This is a genomic window from Pseudomonas sp. NBRC 111127, assembly GCF_001320345.1.
GTDB lineage: Bacteria > Pseudomonadota > Gammaproteobacteria > Pseudomonadales > Pseudomonadaceae > Aquipseudomonas > Aquipseudomonas juntendi.
Genome location: NZ_BCBD01000220.1, coordinates 1 through 7,250, shown reverse-complemented (window position 1 = coordinate 7,250; position 7,250 = coordinate 1). Strand labels below are relative to the sequence as shown.

The following is a 7,250-nucleotide window of genomic DNA, read 5'->3' as shown; positions in this document are numbered from 1 at the left end:
CCGCCGGCAAGCCGTCTTCACCCAGGTTGACGAAGACCATCTTGTCGACGGTCAGGATGCTCTTGCGGGTGATCTTGTTGCGTACCTCGCATTTGAGGGTGATCGAGGTGCGGCCGAACTCCGTCGCGGTGATGCCCAGCTCGATGATGTCGCCCTGGCGCGAGGCACTGACGAAATTGATTTCCGACATGTACTTGGTCACCACGCGCTGGTTGCCCAGCTGCACGATGGCGTAGATCGCCGCCTCTTCGTCGATCCAGCGCAACAGGCTGCCACCGAACAGGGTGCCATTGGGGTTGAGGTCTTCGGGTTTAACCCACTTGCGGGTGTGAAAGTTCATCAGTACTCCTGACCTGCTTGGCTAACGTGCGCCCATGATGGCAGAGCAGCTGCGATCGCTCCATTGCACATCGACTATCGTCGCGATTAATCGACAGAAAACCTTGGGCAACCCGGCAGGCACAGCTATAATCTGCGCCGCTTCACATGGTTGCCCACAGCGGTGCCATGCCCGCCACCTGTCCGAGGGGCGCTGCAGCAGGCTAGGCCTGTCAGGCTCGGATGGGGCGTTGCTCGCTCTCGCGGGCGCTTAACGCACAACGGCGCCCATTCGCACACTACGAATGGAGGCTCTCATGAGCGCTGCAAACATGCCTGCTGGTTTTACCGATTTCAAAGTCGCCGACATCTCCCTGGCCGCCTGGGGCCGTCGCGAAACCATCATCGCCGAATCGGAAATGCCTGCGCTGATGGGCCTGCGTCGCAAGTACCTGGCCGAGCAACCGCTCAAGGGTGCGAAGATTTTGGGCTGCATCCACATGACCATCCAGACCGCCGTGCTGATCGAAACCCTGGTAGCCCTGGGTGCCGAAGTGCGCTGGTCGTCCTGCAACATCTTCTCCACCCAGGACCAGGCCGCCGCCTCCATCGCCGCTGCCGGTATCCCGGTGTTCGCCTGGAAAGGTGAAACCGAAGAAGAGTACGAGTGGTGCCTGGAGCAGACCATCCTCAAGGATGGCCAGCCATGGGACGCCAACATGATCCTCGACGACGGTGGCGACCTGACCGAGCTGCTGCACAAGAAGTACCCGCAGGTACTGGACCGCGTGCACGGCGTGACCGAAGAAACCACCACTGGCGTGCACCGCCTGCTGGACATGCTGGCCAAGGGCGAGCTGAAAGTCCCGGCAATCAACGTCAACGACTCGGTCACCAAGAGCAAGAACGACAACAAGTATGGCTGCCGTCACAGCCTGAACGACGCCATCAAGCGTGGTACCGATCACCTGCTGTCGGGCAAGCAGGCGCTGGTGATCGGCTACGGCGACGTGGGCAAGGGTTCGGCGCAGTCGCTGCGCCAGGAAGGCATGATCGTCAAGGTCACCGAAGTCGACCCGATCTGCGCCATGCAGGCCTGCATGGACGGCTTCGAGGTGGTATCGCCGTTCATCGACGGTATCAACGACGGCAGCGAAGCCAGCATCGATAAAGCCCTGCTGGGCAAGATCGACCTGATCGTGACCACCACCGGCAACGTCAATGTCTGCGATGCCAACATGCTCAAGGCCCTGAAGAAGCGTGCCGTGGTGTGCAACATCGGCCACTTCGACAACGAGATCGACACGGCCTTCATGCGCAAGAACTGGGCCTGGGAAGAGGTCAAGCCGCAGGTGCACAAGATCCACCGCACCGGTGCCGGCAGCTTCGACCCGCAGAACGACGACTACCTGATCCTGCTGGCCGAAGGCCGCCTGGTAAACCTGGGCAACGCCACCGGCCACCCAAGCCGCATCATGGACGGTTCGTTCGCCAACCAGGTCCTGGCCCAGATCTTCCTGTTCGAGCAGAAGTTCGCCGACCTGTCGCCCGAGAAGAAGGCCGAGCGCCTGACCGTGGAAGTGCTGCCGAAAAAGCTCGACGAAGAAGTGGCCCTGGAAATGGTCCGCGGCTTCGGCGGCGTGGTCACCCAGCTGACCAAACAGCAAGCCGACTACATCGGCGTGACCGTCGAAGGCCCGTTCAAGCCGCACGCTTACCGCTACTAAGCGGCAGGGTTGGAGCTGCTAGCAGCGAGCAGCAAGTTGCAAGTTGCAAGTTGCAAGTTGCAAGTTGCAAGCAGAAGCAGACCGCAGCTTGTAGCTCCAGCCTCTTGAACCTTGAACGATGACCAAGCCAGACCGGCCATCACCGATCTGGCTTTTACTTGCAGCTTGAAGCTTGCAGCTCGCCGCTTGCAGCTTGCTGCCAGAGGAACGCCTGATGTCACAAGAACGCCGCTACAGTTTCGAGTTCTTCCCGACCAAGACCGATGCCGGTCACGAAAAGCTGATGGGTGTAGCCCGCCAGCTGGCTGCCTGCAATCCGGACTTTTTCTCCTGCACCTATGGTGCCGGTGGTTCGACCCGCGACCGTACGCTGAACACCGTGCTGCAGCTGGAAAGCGAAGTACAGGTACCGGCCGCCCCGCACCTGTCGTGCGTGGGCGACACCAAGGCTGAACTGCGCGCCCTGCTGGCCGAGTACAAGGCCGCCGGCATCAAGCGCATCGTGGCCTTGCGCGGCGACCTGCCGTCGGGCATGGGCATGGCCTCCGGCGAACTGCGCTACGCCAGCGACCTGGTCGAGTTCATCCGCACGGAAACCGGCGATCACTTCCACCTGGAAGTGGCTGCCTACCCCGAAATGCACCCACAGGCGCGCAACTTCGAGGCCGACCTGGGCAACTTCGTACACAAGGTCAAGGCCGGTGCCGACAGCGCCATCACCCAGTACTTCTTCAACGCCGACAGCTACTTCTACTTTGTCGAGCGCGCGCAGAAGCTGGGCGTGGATATCCCGGTGGTGCCGGGCATCATGCCTATCACCAACTACAGCAAACTGGCACGCTTCTCGGATGCCTGTGGCGCCGAGATTCCGCGCTGGATCCGCAAGCAGCTGGAAGCCTACGGTGATGACACCGCAAGCATCCAGGCCTTCGGCGAAGAAGTCATCACCCGCATGTGCGAACAACTGCTGCAAGGCGGCGCACCGGGCCTGCACTTCTACACCCTCAACCAGGCCGAGGCGAGCCTGGCGCTGTGGAACAACCTCAAGCTCCCGCGCTGAAACTTTTTGGCAATGTCTGCTTAAGAAATGATTAAGGCTTTGGTCATAGACTAAGGCCTTGTTCTTTTTTGGGTCACACAGGTCTTGCCTGCCATGCAGCATCCCCAGCCATCTCGCCCACAGCTCGTCTACCTGGCTTTTGGCCCCGCGACCTATCATCAGGAAGCCTGTTTCAGCATCATCAGCGCCCTTGCCCAGCTCGGCAGTACCGCCAGCAGCGTCATGGACATCCAGGTCTACACCGACAACCCGCAACCCTATGCCGGGCTACCGGTCACCACTCATGTACTGGACGAGGCCACGCGCCAAGCCTGGAACGCCCCGCACGGCTACCACTTCCGCAGCAAGCATGTGCTGTTGCGCCAGGTACTGCGCCAGCACCCGCTGGCCGTGCTGATCGACACCGATACCTTTTTCCGCAAGTCACCACTGCAACTGTTCGACCGGGTCGCGCCCGGCAAGCTGCTGTGCAACACCATCGGCCCGCACTATGGGGCGAACCCGAAGTGCCTGCTGTATAAAAACCTGCTGGGCCCTCTGCAGTCCCGCGGCCTGGCAGACTGCCAGATGCCCCTGGTCAACTCCGGGGTGATCGGCCTCACTGCCTCCGACGCGGGCACCCTGGACCGCTCCATCGACCTGATGGACACCCTCTACCCGCTGGCCCGCGAGGCCTACACCCTGGAAGAATTCTGCCTGGCAGTCGCGGCCCATGGTCACCTGCAGCTGGCGGCATGCTCCGACGTCATTCACCATTACTGGAGCCGCAAGGCGCAGTTCCGCGCCAAGATCCAGGCCTGGCTGGCCAAACATGGGCAACATCCACTCAGCCCGGCAGCGCTGGCCGACGTCGCCCTGGTCAACGACCAGCTGCCCCGGCCACCGGCCTTGCACCGCCTGGGCTACAAGGCATTGAGCCTGACCCTTCCGCCCCAGGAACGTCAGTTTGCCCGTGAGTTGCTGTACGGCTGCTACCCCTACGCCAACGAGTTCGACCGCGCCTGCGCGTCGGCCTGGTGGGACAAGGCCCTGGAAAACCTCAATGCCCGCCACGGCCCCACCGACCCCGAGCGCCTGCGCCAGTGCTTGCGCCACCCCGGGCTGCGCTTGTCGCTGGGGGAACGACGCAAGGACATCGAGCATCACCTGCTCAGGTCTTCCCACGCTTGAATGGCCCGATGCCCTGCCCTCTGGCCTTGCACCGGCCGAGCGCGTAATCTCCCGGCATGCCCAACATCGCCCGGCTGTTCTGGATCCTGCTGCTCGCTTGCCTGAGCCCGTTGGCCCTGGGCGAACGCTTGCGCCTGGTCTCCGACGACTGGGCGCCCTACGTGTACCAGCAGGACGGCCATCCACGCGGCATCGACTACGAAGTGACCAACCTGGTGTTCGCCCGCCTCGGGGTCGAGGTGGAATGGCAGTTCCTGCCGTGGAAGCGTTGCCTGGCAATGGTCGAACAAGGCCTGGCCGACGGTATTGTCGATATCTTCCAGACCGAGTCGCGTCAGCCCTACCTGGTCTACGCGCCAGAGCCCATGTCGGAGGTCGAGTTCATCCTGTTCCAGGCCAGTGTGCGCCGCCACGTGGTCAACCAGCTGGAAGACCTGGCCGGGCTTACCGTCGGCACCTCGCCCGGCTACACCTATGGCGCAGCCTTCAGCGGGGCCACCTACTTCAAGCGCGAAGCCGCGCCCACCCACGAAGCCAATTTCGGCAAGCTGATGCTGGGCCGTGTCGACCTGGCGATCACCGACCGCAAGGCTGGCCATTACCTGGCGCAGCAGCTGGGCCTGCAACGGCAGGTCGAGGCGCTGCCACTGGTGGTCAGGCGCCAGCACCAGTACCTGGCCCTGGTGCGCAAGCCGGGCCGCGAGGCACTGGCCGAGGCGTTTGCCGAAGAACTGCGGCGTTTCAAGCAGGAAGCGGCCTATACGGCGATCAGCAACCGCTACACAGGCGACACCAAAAACATTCTCAACGCCGTTGAGCAGCAGGAAAGCAGCACAGCGCGATAGCTCTGTTATACTCGGGCCTTCCCGCCCGGCTCACGCCCGGACGCTCGGCCTCGCAACAGGCATCCCGATCGGCACTGGCGCACCTTCGCGTCCACCTTCCGTTTCCCGGATGTGCAGTGAAAGCCCAGCTGGACCGGACGCGATCGCATCCCGACGATGCCCGTCGCGCCAGGCAGAACATCCCATACGGGCCCAGCCCAAACGAGAACAGGATCGCCCATGTCCTTTGCTTCCCTCGGTCTCTCCGAGGCTCTTGTCCGCGCTATCGAAGCTGCGGGCTATACCCAGCCGACCCCCGTGCAACAGCGGGCCATTCCCGCCGTGTTGCAAGGCCGCGACCTGATGGTTGCCGCCCAGACTGGTACTGGTAAGACCGGCGGCTTTGCCCTGCCGATTCTCGAGCGCCTGTTCCCGGCCGGCCACCCCGACAAGTCGCAGCGCCATGGCCCGCGCCAGCCCCGCGTGCTGGTACTGACCCCGACCCGCGAACTGGCCGCCCAGGTGCATGACAGCTTCAAGGTCTATGCCCGCGACTTGCCCCTGGTCAGCGCCTGCATCTTCGGGGGCGTAGGCATGAACCCTCAGATCCAGGCCATCGCCAAGGGTGTCGACGTACTGGTCGCCTGCCCTGGCCGCCTGCTCGACCTGGCCGGCCAAGGCAAGGTCGACCTGGCCCACGTTGAAATCCTCGTCCTGGACGAAGCCGACCGCATGCTCGACATGGGCTTTATCCACGACGTGAAGAAGGTACTTGCCCGCTTGCCGGCCAAGCGCCAGAACCTGCTGTTCTCGGCCACCTTCTCCAAAGACATCACCGACCTCGCCGACAAGCTCCTGCACAACCCGGAGCGCATCGAAGTCACCCCGCCGAACACCACCGTGGAGCGTATCGAGCAACGCGTGTATCGCCTGCCGGCCAGCCACAAGCGTGCCCTGCTGGCGCACCTGATCACCCTCGGTGCGTGGGAACAGGTGCTGGTGTTCACCCGGACCAAGCACGGTGCCAACCGCCTGGCCGAGTACCTGGAAAAGCACGGCCTGACCGCCGCCGCCATCCATGGCAACAAGAGCCAGAACGCTCGTACCAAGGCGCTGGCCGACTTCAAGGCCAACAGCGTCCGGGTACTGGTCGCTACCGACATCGCCGCCCGCGGCCTGGACATCGACCAACTGCCACACGTGGTCAACTTCGAGCTGCCGAACGTCGAGGAAGACTACGTGCACCGTATCGGCCGTACTGGCCGCGCCGGCCGTTCGGGCGAGGCCATTTCCATGGTCGCCCCGGATGAAGAAAAACTGCTCAAGAGCATCGAGCGCGTCACTCGCCAGCGCATTCCCGATGGCGACCTGATGGGCTTCGACGCCAGCCAGGTAGAAGCCGAAAAGCCCGAAGTACGCGAGCGCCCGCAGAACAACGGCCGCGGTGGCCGTAACCAGCAGGCCCGCGGCGAAGGTGGCAAAGACGCCAATGGCGGCCGCAAGGACAAGGGCAAGGACAAAGGCAAGGCCAAGCAGCAAACAGCTGAAAAGCCCGCCGACAAGGAAAAGAGCGGCGACAGGCAACAGCAGCCGCGCAAGCCGCGTGACAAGAAGCCGCGCCAGCAGCAACAAGCCAGCAGCAGCCCCAGCGTGCCGAAGGTTCCGGCCGACCGTGACCCGGAAGAGTTCCTGGACGACGAGATCGACAACTTCGGTAACCGCGCTGACTACGTCAGCCCCTACCAGGGCAAGAATCAGGGCCGCAATCGTCGCCCGGGTGGCGGTCAGGGCCAGGGCCAAGGCAATGGTCAGCGCAGCAACACTGGTGGTCAGGGCCAGGCCCGTAGCGGCGGCCAGCAGCGCAGCGGCAGTAGCAGCGGCGAAAAACGCCCGCCGCGCGCCAACAACGGAGGCGGTGCCCGTCGTGATGGCGGCGCTGGCCGTGGTCGCCCGGCCCGTGACGATGCTGCCCGGCAGGAGCCAGCCGTGCGCAACCCGCGCCAGGTGGAAAAACAGCCGGTGATCATCCGCAAGGAATCCAAGCTCGACCGTTTTCCTACGCCTGAGCAGCTGGATGACTTGCCAAGCCGCCCCCGCGGTGAGCGCCCGGCGTTGCTGACCCGCAAGGGCTAAGCCCAGGTAGCAAAAAAA

At 63.5% G+C, this 7,250-nt stretch carries 6 protein-coding genes and 1 riboswitch; of the genes, 5 read left to right on the top strand and 1 reads right to left on the bottom strand.

Going from position 1 to position 7,250, the window contains the following annotated elements; translation table 11 throughout:
* A partial coding sequence (locus tag APH30_RS25405) for an acyl-CoA thioesterase (RefSeq protein ID WP_054914091.1) occupies positions 1 to 340 on the bottom strand: 340 nt, incomplete at its 3' end.
* Between the two features lie 178 nt (positions 341 to 518).
* Positions 519 to 615, top strand: a riboswitch (S-adenosyl-L-homocysteine riboswitch).
* A gap of 20 nt (positions 616 to 635) precedes the next feature.
* Between APH30_RS25405 and ahcY the strand changes: the two genes are divergently transcribed.
* From ahcY to APH30_RS25380, 5 genes are all read left to right on the top strand, one after another.
* On the top strand, positions 636 to 2,045 hold the full coding sequence (gene ahcY / locus APH30_RS25400; RefSeq protein WP_029887594.1) for an adenosylhomocysteinase: 1,410 nt from the start codon (positions 636 to 638) through the stop codon (positions 2,043 to 2,045).
* 214 nt (positions 2,046 to 2,259) lie between these two features.
* Positions 2,260 to 3,105 (top strand): methylenetetrahydrofolate reductase [NAD(P)H], encoded by an 846-nt coding sequence (gene metF / locus APH30_RS25395; protein ID WP_009682835.1) that lies wholly within the window; start codon positions 2,260 to 2,262, stop codon positions 3,103 to 3,105.
* 93 nt (positions 3,106 to 3,198) lie between these two features.
* Positions 3,199 to 4,275: a hypothetical protein gene (locus tag APH30_RS25390; protein WP_054914090.1), complete on the top strand. Its 1,077-nt coding sequence runs from the start codon at positions 3,199 to 3,201 to the stop codon at positions 4,273 to 4,275.
* Between the two features lie 56 nt (positions 4,276 to 4,331).
* A complete protein-coding gene (locus APH30_RS25385; protein WP_054914089.1) occupies positions 4,332 to 5,120 on the top strand; it encodes an ABC transporter substrate-binding protein in 789 nt (262 codons plus the stop codon).
* A 219-nt stretch (positions 5,121 to 5,339) separates the two neighbouring features.
* Positions 5,340 to 7,232 (top strand): DEAD/DEAH box helicase, encoded by a 1,893-nt coding sequence (locus APH30_RS25380; RefSeq protein ID WP_054914088.1) that lies wholly within the window; start codon positions 5,340 to 5,342, stop codon positions 7,230 to 7,232.
* Positions 7,233 to 7,250 lie beyond the last annotated feature (18 nt).

Bases quoted from the DNA above. Each gene is read 5' to 3' on its own strand.
- APH30_RS25380 (WP_054914088.1), top strand. From the start codon at position 5,340: ATGTCCTTTGCTTCCCTCGGTCTCTCCGAGGCTCTTGTCCGCGCTATC.
- ahcY (WP_029887594.1), top strand. From the start codon at position 636: ATGAGCGCTGCAAACATGCCTGCTGGTTTTACCGATTTCAAAGTCGCC.
- APH30_RS25390 (WP_054914090.1), top strand. From the start codon at position 3,199: ATGCAGCATCCCCAGCCATCTCGCCCACAGCTCGTCTACCTGGCTTTT.
- APH30_RS25385 (WP_054914089.1), top strand. From the start codon at position 4,332: ATGCCCAACATCGCCCGGCTGTTCTGGATCCTGCTGCTCGCTTGCCTG.
- metF (WP_009682835.1), top strand. From the start codon at position 2,260: ATGTCACAAGAACGCCGCTACAGTTTCGAGTTCTTCCCGACCAAGACC.